This is a genomic window from Pseudomonas sp. PL-6, from assembly GCF_054110165.1.
Map to the genome: position 1 here is coordinate 2,928,754 of NZ_CM134189.1, position 17,431 is coordinate 2,946,184.

A 17,431-nucleotide genomic window follows, 5' to 3' on the forward strand; every position below is an offset into this window, starting at 1 on the left:
CCGATGCCCGCCCCTACCCCCTGCTTCCACTGCGGCCTGCCGGTGCCTGCCGGCAGCCGCTTCCACGCCGTGGTGCTCGGCCAGAACCGCGAGCTGTGCTGCCCCGGCTGCCAGGCGGTGGCCGAGGCCATAGTCGCCGGCGGCCTGGAGCACTACTACAAGCACCGCAGCGAGAACGCCGCCAATCCGCAGGCGCTGCCCCAGGCCCTGCCGGACGAGCTGGCGCTGTACGACCGCAGCGAGGTGCAGCAGCCCTTCGTCCAGCAGGACGGCGAGCTGAGCGAGACCCAGCTGCTGATCGAAGGCATCAGCTGCGCCGCCTGCGGCTGGCTGATCGAGAAACACCTGCGCGGCCTGCCCGGGGTCGCCGAGGCGCACCTGAACCTGTCCAACCACCGCCTGCAAGTGCGCTGGAGCGACAGCCAGCTGCCGCTCAGCCAACTGCTCGCCGAGTTGCGCCGCATCGGCTATGCCGGCCACCCCTGGCAGGCCGACCAGGCCGCCGCACGCCTGGCCGCGGAGAACCGCCGCAGCATGCGCGAGCTGGGCGTGGCCGGGCTGCTGTGGATGCAGGTGATGATGGCGACCATGGCCACCTGGCCGGAATTCAACGTCGACCTGTCGCCAGAGCTGGACAAGATCCTGCGCTGGACCAGCCTGTTCCTCACCACCCCCATCGTCTTCTACTGCTGCGGCCAGTTCTTCCGCGGCGCCCTGCGCGACCTGCGCACCCGCCACCTGACCATGGACGTCTCGGTGTCGCTGGCCATCGGCGGCGCCTACGTCGCCGGCATCTGGTCCACCGTCACCGGCCAGGGCGAGCTGTACTTCGATGCGGTGGGCATGTTCGCCCTGTTCCTGCTGGCCGGCCGCTATCTGGAGCGGCGCGCCCGCGAACGCACGGCGGCGGCCACCGCGCAGCTGGTCAAGCTGCTGCCGGCCTCCTGCCTGCGCCTGGACCAAGGCGGCCAGAGCCAGCGCGTGCTGCTCAGCGAACTGCAGAGCGGCGAGCGCGTGCTGGTGCAGCCCGGTGCGCTGATTCCCGCCGACGGCCGCGTGCTGGCCGGCCAGTCCAGCGTCGACGAGTCGCTGCTGACCGGCGAATACCTGCCGCAGCCGCGCAGCGTCGGCGACAGCGTCACCGCCGGCACGCTCAACGTCGAAGGGCCGCTGACCGTCGAGGTGCAGGCCCTGGGCGACGCCACCCGCCTGTCGGCCATCGTCCGCCTGCTGGAGCGGGCGCAGAGCGAGAAGCCGCGCCTGGCGGAGATCGCCGACCGGGTGGCGCAGTGGTTCCTGCTGTTTATCCTGATCGCCGCGGCGCTGGTCGGCCTGGCCTGGTGGCAGATCGATGCCGAGCGCGCCTTCTGGGTGGTGCTCTCGCTGCTGGTGGCCACCTGCCCCTGCGCACTGGCGCTGGCCACCCCCACCGCCTTGACCACCGCCACCGGCAGCCTGCACAAACTGGGCATGCTGCTGACCCGCGGCCATGTGCTCGAAGGGCTCAACCAGATCGACACCCTGGTGCTGGACAAGACCGGCACCCTGACCGAGGGCCGTCTGACGCTCAGGGCCATCCAGCCGCTGCGCGAGCTGGACCAGGACGCCTGCCTGGCGCTGGCCGCGGCCCTGGAGAACCGCTCCGAACACCCCATCGCCCGCGCGTTCGGCCAGGCGCCGCGCGCCGCCGAGTCGGTCGACAGCCATCCCGGCCAGGGCCTGCAGGGCCGCGTCGACGGCCGTCTGCTGCGCATCGGCGAGGCCAGCTTCGTCTGCGCCCTGAGCGGCCAGGCCGTGCCGTCGATTGCCGGCGAGCACGGCCAATGGCTGCTGCTGGGCGATGAACAAGGGCCGCTGGCCTGGTTCGTGCTCGACGACCGCCTGCGCGAGGATGCGCCCGAGCTGATCGCCGCCGCCCGCGCCCGTGGCTGGCAGATCCACCTGCTGTCCGGCGACAGCTCGCCGATGGTTGGCGAGGTGGCTCGCCAGCTGGGCATCGAGGATGCCCGCGGCGGCCTGACCCCGGACGCCAAGCTGGCGGTGCTCAAGCAGCTGCACGGCGCCGGCCGCCGCGTACTGATGCTCGGCGACGGGGTCAACGACGTGCCGGTGCTGGCCGCCGCCGACATCAGCGTGGCCATGGGCTCGGCCTCGGACCTGGCCAAGACCAGCGCCGACGCGGTGCTGCTGTCCAACCGCCTGGGCAGCCTGGTGCAGGGCCTGACCCTGGCCAAGCGCACGCGGCGCATCATCGTCGAGAACCTGACCTGGGCCACCCTGTACAATGGCCTGGTGCTGCCCTTCGCCGCCCTCGGCTGGATCACGCCGATCTGGGCCGCGGTGGGCATGTCGCTCAGCTCGCTGCTGGTGGTGCTCAATGCGCTGCGCCTGAGCCGCACCCCGAACACCTAGGCGTGCGCGCTGCTCGCGAAGAAGCGGTTCGCGAGTCCCGTAGGGTGGATCACGCTTCACCGATCCACCAAACAATCCGCCACGATGGCTGCAAAACATAACAGCATCAGCTCCGGAGAAGCCATGTCCGCCCTCTATATCCTGATCCCCGTGGCCATCGCCCTGGTCGGTTTCGCCATCTGGCTGTTCTTCTGGGCGGTGGACAGCGGCCAGTACGACGACCTCGACGGCCCGGCGCACAGCATCCTGTTCGACGACGAAGACCCGCTGCACAAGGCCGGCGTCGAGCAGGCCGAAAGCCAGAGCAAGCAGGACAAGCCCGATGCTTGAGCTGGCGCCGCTGCTGGTGTCGGCGCTGATTCTCGGCCTGCTCGGCGGCGGTCACTGCCTGGGCATGTGCGGCGGCCTGATGGGCGCGCTGACCCTGGCCATTCCGGCCGAGCAGCGCGGCCGCCGCCTGCGCCTGCTGCTGGCCTACAACCTCGGTCGCATCCTCAGTTACGCTGCCGCCGGCCTGCTCCTCGGTCTGGCCGGCTGGGCCATTGCCGGCAGCGCCGGCGAAGTGGTGATGCGCACCCTGGCGGCCTTGCTGCTGATCGCCATGGGCCTGTACCTGGCCGGCTGGTGGAGCGGCCTGACCCGTATCGAGGCGCTCGGCCGCGGCCTGTGGCGCCACATTCAACCGCTGACCCGGCGCTTTATGCCGGTCACCAGCCTGCCGCGCGCCCTGGTGCTGGGCGGGCTGTGGGGCTGGCTGCCCTGCGGGCTGGTCTACAGTACCCTGCTGTGGGCCTCCAGCCAGGGCAGCGCGGTCGACGGTGCCGTGCTGATGCTGGCTTTCGGCCTGGGCACCTGGCCGGTGCTGCTGGCCACTGGCCTCGCCGCCGAACGCGTCACCGCCCTGCTGCGCCAGCGCGGCGTGCGCATGGCCGGCGGCCTGCTGGTGATGCTGTTCGGCCTCTGGACCCTGCCCGGCCCGCACCAGCACTGGCTGATGGGGCACTGACGACAGCGCCCTCACACGCCCTTGATTCAGGTCAAGGCCCCCGTCCATCCGCCTCCCTAGACTGGCCCCACTGCCTTTCCAGGATTTTCCCCCATGCTCGACGCCATCCAGTGGGACGCCGACCTGATCCGCCGCTACGATCTGGCCGGCCCGCGCTACACCTCCTACCCGACCGCCGTGCAGTTCCACGACGACATCGGCCCGTTCGACCTGCTGCACGCCCTACGCGACAGTCGCAGGGACAAGCGCCCGCTGTCGCTGTACCTGCACATCCCGTTCTGCGCGCACATCTGCTACTACTGCGCCTGCAACAAGGTGATCACCAAGGACCGTGGCCGCGCCCTGCCCTATCTGGAGAAGCTCGAACGCGAGATCGAGATCCTCGGCCGCTACCTGGACAAGGGCCAGGTGATCGAGCAGCTGCACTTCGGCGGCGGCACCCCGACTTTCCTCAATCACGACGAACTGCGCCGGCTGATGCAGCACCTGCGCCAGCACTTCCACCTGCTGGACGACGACTCCGGCGACTACAGCATCGAGATCGACCCACGCGAGGCCGACTGGTCGACCATGGGCCTGCTGCGCGAGCTGGGCTTCAACCGCGTCAGCCTCGGCGTGCAGGACCTCGACCCCGAGGTGCAGCGCGCGGTCAACCGCCTGCAGACCCTGGAGGAGACCCGCGCCATAGTCGAGGCGGCGCGCACCCTGCAGTTCCGTTCGCTGAACATCGACCTGATCTACGGCCTGCCCAAGCAGACCCCCGAGCGCTTCGCCCGCAGCGTCGCCGAGGTAATCGCCCTGCAGCCGGATCGCCTGTCGCTGTTCAACTACGCCCATCTACCCGAGCGCTTCATGCCGCAGCGGCGCATCAGCGCCGACGACCTGCCCAGCCCGGCGCAGAAACTGGAGATGCTGCAGGCCAGCATCGAGCAGCTGACCCGCGCCGGCTACCGCTACATCGGCATGGACCACTTCGCCCTGCCCGACGACGAGCTGGCCGTGGCCCAGGAGGAAGGCACCCTGCAGCGCAACTTCCAGGGCTACACCACCCACGGTCATTGCGACCTGATCGGTCTGGGGGTGTCGGCCATCAGCCAGATCGGCGACCTCTACAGCCAGAACGACAGCGACATCGCCAGCTACCAGCAAAGCCTCGGCAACGGCCAACTGGCCACCCGCCGCGGCCTGCACTGCAACGCCGACGACCGCGTGCGCCGCGCGGTGATCCAGCAGCTGATCTGTCATTTCCAGCTGGATTTCGCCGCCATCGAGCAGGCCCACGGCCTGGTCTTTCGCGACTACTTCGCCGCACTCTGGCCCGAGCTGCAGCAGCTGGCCCGCGACGGCCTGATCCGACTCGACGCCGAACGCCTCGAAGTGTTGCCCGCCGGCCGCCTGCTGGTACGTTCGCTGTGCATGCTGTTCGACCGTTACCTCAACGACCAGGTGCGCCAGCGCTTTTCACGGGTGATCTGACCGGTTAGCAGCCGGCTTGCCGGCGATCAGGGCTAGGCCATCGCCAGGCTGGCGGCCGTCATCATCTGCTCGTCGCTGAGGCCGTTGTCGCGCATCAGCTTGATCAGATTGGCATTGGCCGAGGCCAGGGCGCTGTTGAGCGACGCCAGCTCGGTCTGCAGCCCTTCAAGCTGCTGGCGCTTGGCTTCCGCATCGAGGCTCTGATCGCTCATGAGCGCCTCGATCTGCGCCTGCTTCTCGGCGATCTGCGCCTTCAGCTCGCGGATCATCTTCAGCAGCTGCTTGATGCTGTCGGGCAGCCCGCTGTCGTCGATGTCCTGGTTCTTGCCGGCCTTGGCCGACAGGCTCCTGCCCAGCTCGGAGAGGCTGATGCGCAGGCCCTCGCGCCCCCCCTCGGGACTGCGCTCGCCTGCGCTATTTTGTCGCTGCACGCCGCGGACCAGATTGGCCAGCGGAGCGCCGGATTCGATGCGCATCGCGCTGCTCCCTGCGTTGAACTAAGGTTCCACTGTCTGGGTCGGCCGCCTGGCGACGAACTTGAGCGGATGGTCAGACCTTGCTACGACTGGCCGGCATCCGCCCCCTGCTGTACCCTTACGAACATTGCGTGTTTACCCAGGAAGCCCAACGATGTCCGAGAGCATCAAGCTGCGTGCGCAGCATCAAGCCCATTGCAAGGATTGCAGCCTGGCCAGCCTGTGCCTGCCGATCTCGCTGAACCTGGAAGACATGGACGCGCTGGACGAGATCGTCAAGCGCGGCCGCCCGCTGAAGAAGGGCGAATTCCTGTTCCGCCAGGGCGATGCCTTCGGCTCGGTGTTCGCCGTGCGCTCCGGCGCACTGAAGACCTTCAGCCTGAGCGACGCCGGCGAGGAGCAGATCACCGGTTTCCACCTGCCCAGCGAACTGGTCGGCCTATCCGGCGTCGACGGCGAGCGCTACCCGGTCTCGGCCCAGGCGCTGGAGACCACCTCGGTGTGCGAGATCCCCTTCGAGCGCCTCGACGACCTGGCCCTGCAGCTGCCGCAGCTGCGCCGCCAGCTGATGCGCGTCATGAGCCGGGAGATCCGCGACGATCAGCAGATGATGCTGTTGCTGTCGAAGAAGACCGCCGACGAACGCATCGCCACCTTCCTGGTCAACCTCTCCGCGCGTTTCCGTGCCCGCGGCTTCTCCGCCAACCAGTTCCGCCTGGCCATGTCGCGCAACGAAATTGGTAACTATTTGGGCCTTGCGGTGGAGACGGTGTCTCGCGTATTTACCCGCTTCCAACAGAACAAGCTGCTCGAAGCCGAAGGCAAGGAAGTGCATATTCTCGACCCCATCGAGCTGTGCGCCCTGGCCGGCGGCAACCTCGACGTCTGAGCTCGCCCGCGAGTCGTGGGCGCAGCGCCTTTCAGGAACCCGCGATGATTTTCGACGAATTCAGCATCAAGACCCTGATCCGCCCGGTGCCGGACTTTCCCAAGCCGGGGGTGATCTTCCGCGACATCACCCCGCTGTTCCAGTCGCCGCGCGCCCTGCGCATGGTCGCCGACAGTTTCATCCAGCGTTACGTGGAGGCCGAGTTCAGCCATATCGGCGCCATGGACGCGCGCGGCTTCCTGATCGGCTCGATCATCGCCTACGAACTGAACAAGCCGCTGGTGCTGTTCCGCAAGCAGGGCAAGCTGCCGGCCGACGTGCTCAGCGAGGGCTACCAGACCGAATACGGCGAAGCCTTCCTCGAGGTGCATGCCGACAGCCTCTGCGAGGGCGACTCGGTGCTGATCTTCGATGACCTGATCGCCACCGGCGGCACCCTGCTGGCCGCCGCCAAGCTGGTGCGACGCATGGGCGCCAGCATCCATGAAGCCGCGGCGATCATCGACCTGCCGGAACTGGGCGGCTCGCAGAAGCTGCAGGACATCGGCATCCCCACCTTCTGCCTGACCGCCTTCGCCCTCGACGATCGTTGAGCAGCTGCCGCGTAGCCCGGATGCCATCCGGGACAGGCGTGCGCCCCATCCCGGACGGCATCCGGGCCACCGATATCCACTGAAGTAATCATGAACGAACTCGAACTGAAGCAATCCCCCGCCGACTGGCGCCAGCGCCTGGGCCAGCTGATGGACGGCCTGGCCGTGCAGCGCCTGGTCACCCTGCTGATCGTGATCAACGCCGCCATTCTCGGCCTGCAGACCTCGCCGGCGATCATGGCCGACTGGGGCCGGCCGCTGCTGACCCTGGACGCCATCATCCTCGCCTGCTTCGTCATCGAGCTGGCGCTGCGCTTCGCCGCCCGCGGCCCCGGCCTGCTGCGCGATCCCTGGGCGGTGTTCGACTGCCTGGTGGTGGGCATCGCCCTGGTACCGGCCAGCGGCCCCTTCGCCGTGCTGCGCGCCCTGCGCGTGTTGCGCGTGCTGCGCCTGATCTCGATCAACCCGAGCATGCGCAAGGTGGTGCAGGCGCTGCTCGCCTCGCTGCCGGGCATGGGCAGCATCGTCATGCTGATGGGGCTGATCTTCTACGTCGCCGCGGTAATGGCCACCCAGCTGTTCGGCCAGAGCTTCCCCGAGTGGTTCGGTAACATCGGCGCCAGCCTCTACACCCTGTTCCAGGTGATGACCCTGGAGAGCTGGTCGATGGGCATCGTGCGTCCGGTGATGGAGGCCTATCCGCTGGCCTGGCTGTTCTTCGTGCCCTACATCCTCATCGCCACCTTCATGATGCTCAACCTGTTCATCGCGGTGATCGTCAACGCCATGCAGAGCACCCACAAGCCCAGCGCCGAGGAACAGGCCGCGGAGGCCCGCGAGCAGGCCATTCTCGACGAGCTCAGGGCGCTGCGCAGCGAAATCGCCGAGCTGCGCCGCCACAGCCGCTAACCCGCGCTCACCTCGACCAGGGCGGGTTGCCCCGCCCTGGCCCCTTCAGTCCCTCGCGCTTGTCCGACACGACCCGCCTTAAGTTGGCGGCGTCCGGCGCGCCTGCGCCCGATAGTTACATCGTTCAATGACACGATTGCTCGTGTCGCCCAGAGCCGCACAACAACCGGGAGCACCGGCTCCCTAGAAGAGGACTCGAACGATGAGCGCCAGCGCCACCCTGCCCCAGCCGAAATCCAGCTTCCCGGTTCGCCGCATGGACTTCAGCTTCTCCGAGACGCCCAAGTACTGGTTCTACGACGATGCCTTCATGAGCCAGTTCATGAACAACCTGTCGTCGCTGTTCCCCTACGGCGAGAAGTTCTTCGTCGACAGCGTGCGGGCGGTGCGCGACCAGGTCGACGAACCGCAGCTGAAGAAGGACATCAGCGCCTTCATCGGCCAGGAGGCCATGCACTCCAAGGAGCACGCGGCCTACAACGACTACGCCAATGAGCACGATATCGACCTGGAGCGCCTGGAGCTGCGCATCAAGGTGCTGCTGGAGTGGGTCACCAAGGTCAGCACCAAGAAGCAGCGCCTGGCCGCCACCTGCGCCCTGGAGCACTTCACCGCGACCATGGCCGAGCAGTTGCTCAAGCGCGAAGACCTCACCACCCAGATGAACGACCCCAAGCTGTACCAGCTGTGGATGTGGCACGCCATCGAGGAGAACGAGCACAAGGCGGTCTGCTACGACGTGTACCAGAAGGTCTACGGCGGCTATTTCACCCGCACCCTGGTGATGATGCTGACCACCCTGATCTTCCTCGGCGTGATCGGCTGGTTCCAGGTGCACCTGCTGCGCAAGGACGGCCAGCTGTTCAATTGGCGCAGCTGGGGTTTCGGCCTGAAGACGCTGTTCGGCCCGCGCAACGGCTTCTTCACCAAGCTGATCGGCCCCTACCTGGACTACTACCGCCCCGGCTTCCACCCCAAGGATCACGACACCGCGCAACTGGAAAGCCGCTGGCGCCAGCGCCTCGGCTTCGCCAACTGATGTCCCCTCGGGCGGCCCTGGCCGCCCTTTTTCATTCGCCTGTGCGCCCCGGAGCAGGCACTGTGGGAGCGGCTTGAGCCGAGAAATTCGCGAATAAATCCGCTCCTGGCCAAGCGCCTCGGACGACCCTCAGCCCAGACGCAGCTGCCCCAGGCTCTGCAGCACGCTGGCGCCGGTGAACAGCATGACGATCTGCTCCTCGGCCAGCGCGCGGATCGCCTCACGCCGCTGCGGCTGGCCGATATAGTCCAGCGACTGCTCGAACAGGCTGCGGCTGATCAGCCCTGAAACCTGGCGCACCGCTGCCGCGCTGACGATACCCGGCAGCAGCTTGAACTCGAGGATGTCCTCGGCCATGTCGTCGGCGAAATCGTCCATCACCTGGCGCAGTGCCTCGCGCAGCACTGGCGAGGCGCCGTGCAGTTCGCGCACGCCGATGATGAAGGCCTCGGGGTGCTCGGCGACGAAGTCGAAGAACAGCTGCACCGTCTCGTGACAGACGCGCCGACCGCGGCCGAGGTCGATACCCAGCAGCTTGGGCAGCACCGGCCCCTCGTCCTTGACCGCGCGCTGCGCGGCCTCGCGGCGCAGGTCGCGCAATGGCTGGCGCAGCAGCTGGGTAATCTCGCCGATCACGCTCAGGCCGAGATCGTCGACGTCGCGAAAATGCCGATAGAAGGTGTTGGGGTTGAGCCCGGCCTCGCGCGCCAGCTCGCGCAGGCCCAGGCTGCTGAGGCTGCGGCTGGTTGAGGTGAGACGTAACGCCGCCTCCATCAGCAGGCGCTTGCCGGGGGCTTCGCCGACCTTGTCGCGTAGCTGCGTTTCGTCGCTGTGCATCCTCCCCCCTACCGAAAGTTGGCTTGTTGGTCCGCTGGCGCGCCGCGAGTATACATCTGTCTACCCAGGTATACAGCTGTAGACCTCAACAAGAACGACAAGCAGGAGTTCGCCCATGAATGCGCCCGTGTCACCCCCTACCGCTGCCCGCCAGTGCAAGATCGCCATCCTCGGCAGCGGCTTCTCCGGCCTCGGCATGGCGATACGCCTCAAGCAACAGGGCGAGCAGGATTTCCTCCTGTTCGAGAAAGAGGCGGGCGTCGGCGGCACCTGGCGGGTCAACAACTACCCGGGCTGCGGCTGCGACGTGCAATCGCACCTGTACTCCTTCTCCTTCGAGCCCAATCCGAACTGGACGCGGATGTTCGCCAAGCAGCCGGAGATCAAGCAATACCTGGAAGGCTGCTGGGAGAAGTACCGCCTGCAGGACAAGACCCTGCTCGGCACCGAGGTGGTGCAGATCCGCTGGGACGAGCAGGCCGAGCTGTGGCACCTGCAGGACCGCGCCGGCAACCGTTACAGCGCGCAGTTCGTGGTCTCCGGCATGGGTGCGCTGTCGACGCCGTCGATTCCCAAGCTCAAGGGCCTGGAGCACTTCACCGGCGAGGTCTTTCACTCGCAGCAGTGGAACCACGACTACGACCTCACCGGCAAACGCGTGGCGGTGATCGGCACCGGCGCCTCGGCCATCCAGTTCGTGCCGCAGATCCAGAAGCAGGTCGAGCGCCTCGACCTCTATCAGCGCACCGCGCCCTGGATCATGCCCAAGCCCGACCGCGCCATTCGCGACGGCGAGCGCGCCCGCTTCCGGCGTTTCCCGCTGGCGCAGAAGCTCTGGCGCGGCGCCCTTTACGGCATCCTCGAAAGCCGGGTGATCGCCTTCGCCTTCGCCCCGCGCCTGCTGCGCCTGGCCCAGGGCATCGCCAAGCTGTACATCAACAGGCAGATCAAGGACCCGGTGCTGCGCGCCAAGGTCACCCCGGACTACACCATGGGCTGCAAGCGCGTGCTGATCTCCAACGACTACTACCCGGCGCTGGTGCAGCCGAACGTCGCGGTGATCACCGACGGCATCGCCGAAATCCTGCCGCACGGCGTGCGCACCGCCGATGGCCAGGAACGTGAGGTCGACGCCATCATCTTCGGCACCGGCTTCACCCCCAGCGACCCGCTGCCGCGCGGCACGGTGTTCGGCCGCGGCGGCGTCGACCTGCTCGACACCTGGCCGATGGGCCCGGAAGCCTACAAGGGCACCATGACCGCCGGTTTCCCCAACCTGTTCTTCCTCATGGGGCCGAACACCGGGCTGGGCCACAACTCCATGGTCTATATGATCGAGTCGCAGATCGCCTACGTGCTCGGTGCCCTCAAGCAGGTCGAGGACGGCCGCCTGCAGAGCCTGGAACCCAAGCGCGAGGCGCAGGACGCCTTCAACCGGAAGATCCAGGGCACCCTCGGCGGCACGGTGTGGAACGCCGGCGGCTGCATGAGCTGGTACCTGCACCCGGTCAGCGGGCGCAACTGCACGGTATGGCCAGGTTTCACCTGGCGCTTTCGCATGCTGACGCGCCACTTCGACTCGGCGGCCTACCACTTCAGCCGCAAGGACGCCGTGCACCCGGCGCAGAGCAACGCCCTCATCCTCGACGTGCAGGAGGCCAGCGCATGAAATCCTTCGAAAACAAAGTAGCCGCCATCACCGGCGCCGGCTCCGGCATCGGCCGCGCCCTCGCCTACCACCTGGCCCGCCAGGGCTGCCACCTGGCGCTGTCCGACGTCAATCTCGAGGGCCTCACGGAAACCGCGGAACAGGCGCGCAAGCTTGGCGTCACCGTCAGCCAGCAGCGGGTCGACGTTGCCGACCGCGCCGCCATGCAGGCCTGGGCCGAGCAGGTGGTGGCCGAGTTCGGCCGGGTCAATGCCATCTTCAACAACGCCGGCGTGGCGCAGGGCGGCACCGTGGAAGGCAACGATTACGCCGACTACGAGTGGATCATGAACATCAACTTCTGGGGCGTGGTCAACGGCACCAAGGCCTTCCTGCCCCACCTCAAGGCGAGCGGCGCCGGCCATGTGGTCAACGTCTCCAGCGTGTTCGGCCTGTTCTCCCAGCCCGGCATGAGCGCCTACAACGCCAGCAAGTTCGCCGTGCGCGGCTTCACCGAATCCCTGCGCCAGGAGCTGGACATGGACGCTTGCGGCGTGTCCGCCAGCTGCGTGCACCCCGGCGGCATTCGCACCAATATCGCCAAGACCGCGCGGATGAACGACAGCCTGGCCAAGGTCACAGGGCAAGCCGCCGAGCAGGCACGCCAGCAGTTCAACGATCAGTTGCTGCGCACCACGCCGGAACAGGCGGCCAAGGTCATAGTGGGCGGCGTGCTGGCCAACAAGCGGCGCATCCTGATCGGCGCCGACGCTCATGTGCTGGACTGGATGCAGCGCAGCATGCCGGCGCTGTACCAGCGCCTGGTGACCGTCTCGATGCGCCTGGCCGCGCGCTTCGCCCCCAAGCCCAAGGGGGCAGCCAAGGTGCGCGAGGCGACCGAGTAAAAAGCGCCACCGCGGGGCCGGCCCATGCCGGCCCCGTGCGTTTTGTCGGGTAACGCCCGGCGCTGCGCCATCTGGGCTATGGTGGGGAAACCGACGCAACACTCATCCACGCGGCGCCGATTACGGCCCCCGGCTGGAACCCTCGGGCCAGCGTCGACGCCCGGGGCGGCGCCTCGCCATGAGGATAAGCCCATGAGCACCATGACCTGCACCCACCGCGACCACATCATTCGCGCCACGGTGATGGAACACCCAGGCCTGCCCACGCCCTGGGCCGGCGGCTGCCAGATCACCGACCCCGACGGCCACACCAGCAAGCGCCAGACCCTGCCGGTGGACTATGCCTTCATGGACGACCTGAATAAGGCGCAGCGCGCCTCCATCGCCCACGGCAAATGGCTGGTGGACCAGAAGCTCGACCACGGCCGCAGCTGGCATTGACCCTGGGTGCACCGCAGCCCGTAGCCCGGATGAAATCCGCGGCAGAGCGCAAGGCTTTCCCCGGTGGCATCCGGGCTATGCATCCCGCCGCAGCGGATCGAGCAGCGGCTTGAGGCCGTTGTGGTCGATCTCCTGCATCAGCGCCAGCAGCTGGCCCAGTTCGCCCTTGGGAAAGCCGGCGCGGGCGAACCAGTTGAGGTAGTGCCCGGGCAGGTCGGCGATCAGCCGATCCTTGTACTTGCCGTAGGGCATGCGGCGGGTCACCAGGAGTTTCAGCGCTTCGGGGTTCATCGGGGTCTCGCACAATGATCGGCGGTAACGCCGGCCATTGTGCCAGAGCCTCAGCGCGCGAGCGCCTCGCGCACGAAATCCAGGCGATCCTGGCCGAAGAACATCTCGCCGCCGACGAAGCAGGTCGGCGCGCCGAACACGCCGCGCTTGACCGCCTCCTCGGTGGTCGCCTTGAGCGCGTCCTTCACCTCTTGTTCGGCGATCTGCGCCTGCAGCGCCTCGGCGTCGAAGCCGGCCGCGGTCAGTACTTCGGCCACCTTCGCCGGCTCGCCGAGATTCAGGCCATCCACCCAGATCGCCTGGAACAGCGCCTGCAGGCCCGCAGCCAAGCGCTCGGGCTGATACAGCTGGATGGCGACGACCAGGCGCATCAGGCTCAGCGTATTGAGCGGGAAATGCGGGTTGAAGCGCATCGCCACGCCGTAGCGCTCGGCGAAGCGCGCCAGGTCGCGCAGCATGTAGCGGCCTTTGGCCGGGATCAGCGCCGGCGAGGCGTTGCCGGTGGCCTGGAACACGCCGCCCAGCAGCATCGGCCGGTAGACCAGCGCGGCGCCGCTGTCGCGGCAGATGGCGGGCAGTTGGGTATGGGCCAGGTAGGAGGCCGGGCTGCCCAGGTCGAAGAAGAATTCCACGCTCTTGCTCATGGCGGTCACTCGCTTGTGGTTATGGGGCAATTACCAGCGCTCGATCCAGGGCCGCAGGTCCAGCTCGAAGGTCCAGGCGTCGCGCGGCTGGCTGTGCAGGTACCAGTAGCTGTCGGCGATATGCTCGGGATCGAGGATGCCGTCCTGGTCCTTCTTGGCATAGAGCTCGGGGAAGCTGTCGCGGATAAAGGCGGTGTCGATCGCGCCGTCCACCACCACATGGGCGACATGCACGTTCAGCGGCCCCAGCTCGCGCGCCATGCTCTGCGCCAGGGCGCGGATGCCGTGCTTGGCGCCGGCGAAGGCGGCGAACCCGGCGGCGCCGCGCAGACCGGCGGTGGCGCCGGTGAACAGGATGGTGCCGCGGCCGCGGGCGACCATGCGCTTGGCCACCGCCTGGCTGGTGAGGAACCCGGCGAAGCAGGCCATTTCCCAGATCTTGAAGTACTTGCGCGCGGTCTCCTCGAGGATGCTGCAGGGCACGTTGGCGCCGATGTTGAAGACCATCGCCTCGATCGGGCCGATCTCCCGTTCGATGTGCTCGACCAGTTCGGCCACCTGCTCTTCCTGGCGCGCATCGGAGGCGAAACCATGGGCCTGGCCGCCCTCGGCGCGAATCTGCTCGAGCAGCGGCTGCAACTTGTCCAGGCTGCGCCGGGTGACGCAGGCGACATAGCCTTCACGGGCGAAACGCCGGGCGATGGCGCCGCCGGTGGCATCGCCGGCGCCGATAACCAGTGCGACTTTCTTGTTGTGTACGTCACTCATGGCCTACCTCGATAACTAAACGGTCGTTAGGTGAACGGACGTTATGCTAGGCTTCGCGCCAGGTCAAGCGACATTCCTCCGGAGCTCCCATGCGCTACTCCGCCGAACACAAGGCCGAAACCCGCGAGAAACTGCTCGCCAGCAGCGGCGCCATCGCCAAGCAGGGCGGCTTCGCCACCACCGGCGTGGACGCCCTGATGAAGGCCATCGGCCTCAGCGGCGCGGCCTTCTACAGCCATTTCGACTCCAAGGACGCGCTGTTCGCCGCGCTGCTCGAACGCGAGCTGAGCAACAGCCTGGCCCGCCTCGGCGCCGGCGATGGCGGGCGCGACAAACTCAAGCGCTGCCTGGCCGCCTACCTCAGCCTGGCCCACGTCGAACAGCCGCAGCAGGGCTGCGCCCTGCCCGCCCTCGGCGCCGAGATCGCCCGCGCCGACCTGGCCGTACGCCAACGCGTCGAAGACTGGATAGTGCAACTGCAGCAAGCCTGGGCCGAGATCTTGGACGACCCGCAACTGGCCTGGGCCATCCTCGCCCAATGCCTCGGCGCCGTACTGCTGGCGCGCATGCTGGCAGGCGGCGAAGCCCGCCAGCAGGTGCTGGACGCCAGCCTGAATCTGCTGCAAGGCACACTGGAGCCTGTCGGCTGAGGGCGGATACCGCTAGGCTAGAGGCTATTTCCCCGCGGCAGGATCCCCCCATGTCCCATACCCCTTCCCCCCTGGTCGGCGACAGCCCGTTGCACGCCATCGAAGTGCGCCTGCTCGGCTGCCTGATCGAAAAGCAGCTGACCACCCCGGAAAGCTACCCGCTGACCCTCAATGCCCTGCAACTGGCCTGCAACCAGAAGACCAGCCGCGAGCCGCTGATGAACCTGGAAACCGGCGAAGTCGGCCGTTACCTGCGCAGCCTGGAGGGCCGCGAGCTGGTGCGCCTGGTCATGGGCAGCCGCGCCGATCGCTGGGAGCAGCGCTGCGACAAGCAGCTGGAGCTGGTCAAGCCGCAGACCGTGCTGCTCGGCCTGCTGCTGCTGCGCGGCCCGCAGACCCTGAGCGAACTGCTGACGCGCAGCAACCGCATGCACGACTTCGACGACGTCGCCGAAGTCCAGCACCAGCTGGAGCGCCTGATCGGCCGCGGCCTGGTGGTGCTGCTGCCGCGCCAGAGCGGCCAGCGCGAGGATCGCTATATGCACCTGCTGGGCGAGCCGGCCGACCTGGAAAGCCTGCTGGCCAGCCGCCCCAGTTCGCGTAGCGAGACCTCGGCACCTAACGACGAACGCCTGGTCGAACTGGAAGCGCGCATCGCCGCCCTCGAAGAACGTCTGGCGCGCCTCGAAGGCGCGCAATAATCCCCATGGAAAAGGAGCCCACAGCGTTGACTCTCAAAACCCGTTTCAGCCTGATTCTCGCCACCGCCCTGCTCGCCGCCGGCTGCAGCACCACCGACAAACCGCCGGCCAAGCCCGCCGATCCCAGCCAGGGCTGCACCTCCTCGGCGGTGGAACATCTGCAGGGCCAGGTGGCCACCCCCGAACTGCTCGAACAGGCCCGCCAGCAGGCCGGCGCCAGCACCGCTCGCGTGCTCACCCCCGGCAGCGTGGTGACCCTGGAATACAACGGCCAGCGCCTCAATCTCAACGTCGACGACCAGCGCGTCATCACCCGCGTATCCTGCGGCTAGCCTGGTCGAGGTGCGGGTGACGCCCGCACCTTCCTCTGGCGCAAAGATCATTGGCGCGCTAGCTTTAAGCACACTTCCCCCTCACAGGCCACCGCCATGACCACCCAAGTGCAGCCCTGCGCCGAGCTGCTGCTGGACAACCAGCTGTGCTTCGCCCTCTATTCCACCTCGCTGCTGATGACCAAGACCTACAAGCCGCTGCTGCAGGCACTGGGACTGACCTACCCGCAATACCTGGCCATGCTGGTGCTGTGGGAGAACGACGGCATCACCGTCGGCGAGATCAGCGCACGCATGCTCACCGACCCCGGCTCGCTCACCCCCCTGCTCAAGCGCCTGGAAAGCGAGGGTCTGCTGCAGCGGGTACGCAGCAGCCAGGACGAACGCGTGGTGCAGCTCTACCTCACCGACCGGGGCCGCGCCCTGCACGAGCAGGCCAAGGCGCTGCCGGCCTGCATCCTCAAGGCCTCCGGCCTGAGCCTGGAGAAGCTCGCCTCGCTCAAAGCGGATCTGGTGGAACTGCGCAGTCACCTGCAGCAATCGCTCTAAACCAGGCGCTCATGCCGCCCATCGCACCCGGTAGCGATTGAGCGGCCGCCACCTCAAGGTCCATCCGAGGTCCGCACGCCACCCCGCCCGAGCACTTCCATCGGCTCTATCCCCCGTCACGCCTGCTTATGCTCTGAAGTTCCAGGGTTATAGCGAAATACTAAAAAAAATTATATTGCGCGCAAAATATATGCGGACTACAGTTCGCTCCATGGAAATGACTTGTGCACAAAACATTAGCGCGAAACATTCCACGGAGACTTCGCAGTCGTCTCCACCCGCTACCCACCGAAGTCCTGGAGAAACCGATGAAAACCCTGATCGCACTGACCGCCACGCTGATTCTTTCCGCCCCGGTTCTGGCCGACAATGGTCAAGCCAGCCAGAACGGCAAGGGCCTGTACCCCGAATGGCTGGTCAGCCACGAAGGCTGATCGACGAATACCTACGCACCCCAATCGCATCTCAAGAGGAATACCGCCATGACCATCGAAAACATTCTCTACCGTGCTACCGCTGAAGCCTTCGGCGGCCGTGAAGGCCGCGCCGTCTCCTCCGACGGCGTACTGGACATCGCCCTGACCACGCCGAAGGAACTCGGTGGCGCAGGCGGCAACGGCACCAACCCGGAACAACTGTTCGCCGCCGGCTACTCGGCCTGCTTCCTCGGCGCCCTGAAGTTCGTCGCCGCCCGCGACAAGCTGAGCATCCCGGCCGACACCTTTATCGAAGGCACCGTGGGCATCGGCCCGATCCCCACCGGCTTCGGCATCGAGGTGGAGCTGCGCATCAGCCTGCCGGGCCTGGACCGCGAAGCGGCGCAAACCCTGGTGGACCGCGCGCACATCGTCTGCCCCTACTCCAA

22 protein-coding genes are annotated in these 17,431 nt (G+C 67.2%); 17 read left to right on the forward strand and 5 right to left on the reverse strand.

Going from position 1 to position 17,431, the window contains the following annotated elements:
• Positions 1–3 precede the first annotated feature (3 nt).
• The 4 genes from ACW9UL_RS12345 to hemN all read left to right on the forward strand — a co-directional run bounded on the left by ACW9UL_RS12345 (position 4) and on the right by hemN (position 4,894).
• Complete coding sequence (locus tag ACW9UL_RS12345) at positions 4–2,412, forward strand: heavy metal translocating P-type ATPase (protein WP_457787170.1); 2,409 nt, start codon at positions 4–6, stop codon at positions 2,410–2,412.
• Between the two features lie 123 nt (positions 2,413–2,535).
• Positions 2,536–2,742 (forward strand): cbb3-type cytochrome oxidase assembly protein CcoS, encoded by a 207-nt coding sequence (gene ccoS, locus ACW9UL_RS12350; RefSeq protein WP_457787171.1) that lies wholly within the window; start codon positions 2,536–2,538, stop codon positions 2,740–2,742.
• Positions 2,735–3,418 carry a sulfite exporter TauE/SafE family protein gene (locus ACW9UL_RS12355; RefSeq protein WP_457787172.1) on the forward strand — a complete coding sequence of 228 codons (684 nt, stop codon included), beginning with the start codon at positions 2,735–2,737 and terminating at the stop codon, positions 3,416–3,418. Before ccoS ends, ACW9UL_RS12355 begins: the two co-directional genes overlap by 8 nt.
• Positions 3,419–3,511: 93 nt before the next feature.
• Positions 3,512–4,894: an oxygen-independent coproporphyrinogen III oxidase gene (gene hemN, locus ACW9UL_RS12360; RefSeq protein ID WP_457787173.1), complete on the forward strand. Its 1,383-nt coding sequence runs from the start codon at positions 3,512–3,514 to the stop codon at positions 4,892–4,894.
• Between the two features lie 32 nt (positions 4,895–4,926).
• Here hemN and ACW9UL_RS12365 read toward each other — a convergent pair whose 3' ends face one another.
• Entirely contained in the window at positions 4,927–5,370 is a 444-nt protein-coding gene (locus tag ACW9UL_RS12365; RefSeq protein WP_457787174.1) for a hypothetical protein, read from the reverse strand.
• Between the two features lie 154 nt (positions 5,371–5,524).
• Between ACW9UL_RS12365 and fnr the strand changes: the two genes are divergently transcribed.
• From fnr to ACW9UL_RS12385, 4 genes are all read left to right on the forward strand, one after another.
• Positions 5,525–6,259, forward strand: a complete 735-nt coding sequence (fnr, locus tag ACW9UL_RS12370) for a fumarate/nitrate reduction transcriptional regulator Fnr (RefSeq protein ID WP_021442868.1) — start codon at positions 5,525–5,527, stop codon at positions 6,257–6,259.
• A 44-nt stretch (positions 6,260–6,303) separates the two neighbouring features.
• The gene (locus tag ACW9UL_RS12375; protein ID WP_021442869.1) at positions 6,304–6,852 is read left to right on the forward strand and encodes an adenine phosphoribosyltransferase; all 549 of its coding nucleotides are present in this window, start codon (positions 6,304–6,306) and stop codon (positions 6,850–6,852) included.
• Positions 6,853–6,942: 90 nt separating this feature from the next.
• A complete protein-coding gene (locus ACW9UL_RS12380) occupies positions 6,943–7,761 on the forward strand; it encodes an ion transporter (protein ID WP_457787175.1) in 819 nt (272 codons plus the stop codon).
• Between the two features lie 202 nt (positions 7,762–7,963).
• Positions 7,964–8,800, forward strand: coding sequence for a metal-dependent hydrolase (locus ACW9UL_RS12385; protein ID WP_457787176.1), 837 nt, complete (start codon positions 7,964–7,966; stop codon positions 8,798–8,800).
• A 129-nt stretch (positions 8,801–8,929) separates the two neighbouring features.
• Here the strand turns inward: ACW9UL_RS12385 and ACW9UL_RS12390 are convergent, their stop codons facing one another.
• Entirely contained in the window at positions 8,930–9,637 is a 708-nt protein-coding gene (locus tag ACW9UL_RS12390) for a TetR family transcriptional regulator (protein ID WP_457787177.1), read from the reverse strand.
• 115 nt (positions 9,638–9,752) lie between these two features.
• Between ACW9UL_RS12390 and ACW9UL_RS12395 the strand changes: the two genes are divergently transcribed.
• The 3 genes from ACW9UL_RS12395 to ACW9UL_RS12405 all read left to right on the forward strand — a co-directional run bounded on the left by ACW9UL_RS12395 (position 9,753) and on the right by ACW9UL_RS12405 (position 12,631).
• Entirely contained in the window at positions 9,753–11,306 is a 1,554-nt protein-coding gene (locus ACW9UL_RS12395) for a flavin-containing monooxygenase (RefSeq protein WP_457787178.1), read from the forward strand.
• Positions 11,303–12,190, forward strand: coding sequence for an SDR family NAD(P)-dependent oxidoreductase (locus ACW9UL_RS12400; protein ID WP_457787179.1), 888 nt, complete (start codon positions 11,303–11,305; stop codon positions 12,188–12,190). The genes ACW9UL_RS12395 and ACW9UL_RS12400 overlap by 4 nt, the downstream gene beginning before the upstream one ends.
• A 192-nt stretch (positions 12,191–12,382) precedes the next feature.
• A complete protein-coding gene (locus ACW9UL_RS12405) occupies positions 12,383–12,631 on the forward strand; it encodes a hypothetical protein (RefSeq protein ID WP_021442875.1) in 249 nt (82 codons plus the stop codon).
• A gap of 75 nt (positions 12,632–12,706) precedes the next feature.
• On the opposite strand, the gene ACW9UL_RS12410 is transcribed toward ACW9UL_RS12405, so the two are convergent.
• The 3 genes from ACW9UL_RS12410 to ACW9UL_RS12420 are packed head-to-tail and all read right to left on the reverse strand — an operon-like array spanning position 12,707 to position 14,334.
• Positions 12,707–12,922, reverse strand: coding sequence for a DUF3820 family protein (locus ACW9UL_RS12410; RefSeq protein WP_021442876.1), 216 nt, complete (start codon positions 12,920–12,922; stop codon positions 12,707–12,709).
• Positions 12,923–12,972: 50 nt separating this feature from the next.
• Positions 12,973–13,566 (reverse strand): 2-hydroxychromene-2-carboxylate isomerase, encoded by a 594-nt coding sequence (locus ACW9UL_RS12415; protein ID WP_457787180.1) that lies wholly within the window; start codon positions 13,564–13,566, stop codon positions 12,973–12,975.
• 30 nt (positions 13,567–13,596) lie between these two features.
• Positions 13,597–14,334 (reverse strand): SDR family oxidoreductase, encoded by a 738-nt coding sequence (locus tag ACW9UL_RS12420; RefSeq protein ID WP_122107689.1) that lies wholly within the window; start codon positions 14,332–14,334, stop codon positions 13,597–13,599.
• A gap of 89 nt (positions 14,335–14,423) precedes the next feature.
• Here ACW9UL_RS12420 and ACW9UL_RS12425 point away from each other — a divergent pair, with 89 nt between their 5' ends.
• From ACW9UL_RS12425 to ACW9UL_RS12450, 6 genes are all read left to right on the forward strand, one after another.
• Positions 14,424–14,984 (forward strand): TetR/AcrR family transcriptional regulator, encoded by a 561-nt coding sequence (locus tag ACW9UL_RS12425; protein ID WP_021445626.1) that lies wholly within the window; start codon positions 14,424–14,426, stop codon positions 14,982–14,984.
• 50 nt (positions 14,985–15,034) lie between these two features.
• Positions 15,035–15,685: a YceH family protein gene (locus tag ACW9UL_RS12430; RefSeq protein ID WP_021445627.1), complete on the forward strand. Its 651-nt coding sequence runs from the start codon at positions 15,035–15,037 to the stop codon at positions 15,683–15,685.
• Positions 15,686–15,711: 26 nt separating this feature from the next.
• Positions 15,712–16,017: an I78 family peptidase inhibitor gene (locus ACW9UL_RS12435; protein ID WP_397497313.1), complete on the forward strand. Its 306-nt coding sequence runs from the start codon at positions 15,712–15,714 to the stop codon at positions 16,015–16,017.
• A 96-nt stretch (positions 16,018–16,113) separates the two neighbouring features.
• Positions 16,114–16,566: a MarR family winged helix-turn-helix transcriptional regulator gene (locus ACW9UL_RS12440; protein WP_021445629.1), complete on the forward strand. Its 453-nt coding sequence runs from the start codon at positions 16,114–16,116 to the stop codon at positions 16,564–16,566.
• Between the two features lie 308 nt (positions 16,567–16,874).
• A complete protein-coding gene (locus tag ACW9UL_RS12445) occupies positions 16,875–17,000 on the forward strand; it encodes a hypothetical protein (RefSeq protein WP_021445630.1) in 126 nt (41 codons plus the stop codon).
• A 48-nt stretch (positions 17,001–17,048) separates the two neighbouring features.
• A partial coding sequence (locus ACW9UL_RS12450; protein WP_457787181.1) for an organic hydroperoxide resistance protein occupies positions 17,049–17,431 on the forward strand: 383 nt, incomplete at its 3' end.